Origin of the sequence: Streptomyces sp. LS1784 (assembly GCF_020103755.1) — a bacterium.
GTDB lineage: Bacteria > Actinomycetota > Actinomycetes > Streptomycetales > Streptomycetaceae > Kitasatospora.
In genome coordinates this window covers 1-2,056 of the sequence record NZ_JAHSQD010000923.1, presented here as the reverse complement: position 1 = coordinate 2,056, position 2,056 = coordinate 1, and the positions used below count along the sequence as shown (strand labels likewise).

Sequence of the window (2,056 nt, the reverse complement as noted above, 5' to 3'; positions counted from 1 at the left end):
GGGCGGCGCCGTCGGGGCAGGTCCCCGGCGGCGCCGCCGCGTTTCGGCGGGCCACGGTCCGGCGGGCGGCGTTCCGGCGCCCGTGGGGCAGGACCCCCTGTCGCCGTGGGGTCGGCCTCCCCGTCCGCCGTGACCCGGACGGAGCAGTGGGTGTCGGAGCGGAGACGTATGCTCGACGGCGGGGAAGAGGCGCCACGAGCGCTGCCGTACGGAGCTTGGGAGCAGCAGTGGCCGTCTGGGACGACCTGGTGGGCCAGGAGCGGGTGGTCGAACAGCTGACCGCCGCCGCCCGGGCGGCCGGGGCGACGGTCGAGGCCGGTCGCGGGGCCGCCCCGGTCGAGGGCGCGAACGCCTCCCTGATGACGCACGCCTGGCTGTTCACCGGCCCGCCCGGCGCCGGGCAGGTCACCGCCGCGCGCGCCTTCGCCGCCGCCCTCCAGTGCACCAGCCCCGACCTTGCGCTCGGCGGCACGCCCGGCTGCGGGTTCTGCAACGGCTGCCACACCGTGCTGGCCGGCAGCCACGCCGACGTGAAGTACGTCCGGACGGACGGCCTCTCCATCGGCGTCGGCGACATGCGCGACCTGGTGCTGCGCGCCTCCAGCTACCCGACCGGCGGCCGCTGGTCCGTGATCCTGGTGGACGCCGCCCACCGGCTCACCGAGGCCGCCGCGAACGCGCTGCTCAAGGGCGTGGAGGAGCCCTCCCCGCGCACCGTCTGGCTGCTCTGCGCCCCCTCCGTCCAGGACGTGCTGCCGACCATCCGCTCGCGCTGCCGCCTGTTGGTGCTGCGCACCCCCGCAGCCGAGGCGGTCGCCGACACCCTGGTCCGCCGCGACGGTGTCGACCCGGAGACCGCCCGGCTCGCCGCGCTCGCCGGGCAGGGCGACATCGAGCGCTCGCGCCGCCTCGCCGTCGACGAGCAGGCCCGGACGCGCCGGGCCGAGGTACTGCGCATCCCGCTGGAGGTCGGCGACATCGGAGGCTGCCTGACCGCCGCCCAGCGCCTGGTCGACACCGCCAAGGCCGATGCCGAGGCGCTCGCCGAGACCCAGGACGCCAAGGAGACCGACGACCTCAAGGCCGCCTATGGCGCCGCCGAGGGCGGCAAGGCGCCGCGCGGAATGGCCGGTGCGGTCAAGGAGCTGGAGAAACGGCAGAAGAGCCGGGCCACCCGCACCCGCCGGGAGACCCTCGGCGTCGCCCTGCTCGACCTGCTCGGCTTCTACCGGGACGTGCTCGCCATCCAGCTCGGCTCCACCGGTGCGCTCGCCAACGAAGACCAGCGGCAAGCGCTGAACCGGGTGGCCCAGGCCGGTCCGGCGGAGAGCACGCTGCGCCGGATCGAGGCGGTGCTGGCCTGCCGCCAGGCGCTGGACCGCAACGTGGACCCGCTGCTCGCGGTCGAGGCGATGACGGTGGCGTTGCGCGCGGGCTGAGCATCGGGCCGGGCCGTCGCCCTGAGGGCGTTCCACCGGGCGGGCCACTACTCCGACGGGCGATGCCCGTAGGCCTCGCGGAGCGCGGGCCGTCCCACCTTCGAGTGAACGAGCGACACTCGCCGGGCACACCGTCGTGTGACCGTCCGCCCGTTGTGCACGCTGGGGGCCGACTGCGCTCGGTGCCGGGGCGGTCGCCTCCCGTACGCGCCGGTTCCGGTTCGGCGCGGCCCCCTCCAGAGGTGGTGCGTTCCGTGGTTCGTTCGCTCCTCATCATCCCCCTGCTGGCCGCCGCCCTCGGCGGGATCTGGCTGGCCCGGGGCGCCCAACTCCGCTGGCGCGACCTGCGCGCCGCCGAGACCTACGAGCTGACCGGTGAGCGCTGGCCGATGCTGGTGCGGGCGGCCGGGGCGATGGTCTGCGGGGTGTGCGTCACCGCTCTGACGGTGCTCACCACGCTCGGCGCCTTCGGCGGTCTCCGGCCGGGCACCCACGAGCCGAACCGGGCGGAGCCGGTCGTGGGCACGACGCGCGCGGGTTCGGACGCGGGGTCGGGTGCCGGGCCCGATGCGGGGGTGGTCCGGCAGCAGCAGCAGGCGGCGCCGCCCGCGGCCGCC

2 protein-coding genes are annotated in these 2,056 nt (G+C 76.4%); both read left to right on the top strand.

The genetic code is table 11. The features are described from left to right. The first annotated feature begins 227 nt into the window (after window positions 1–227). A complete protein-coding gene (locus KS423_RS44270; protein ID WP_224285332.1) occupies window positions 228–1,439 on the top strand; it encodes a DNA polymerase III subunit delta' in 1,212 nt (403 codons plus the stop codon). Between the two features lie 254 nt (window positions 1,440–1,693). After that, on the top strand, window positions 1,694–2,056 hold a 363-nt coding region (locus tag KS423_RS44265), incomplete at its 3' end, for a hypothetical protein (RefSeq protein WP_224285331.1).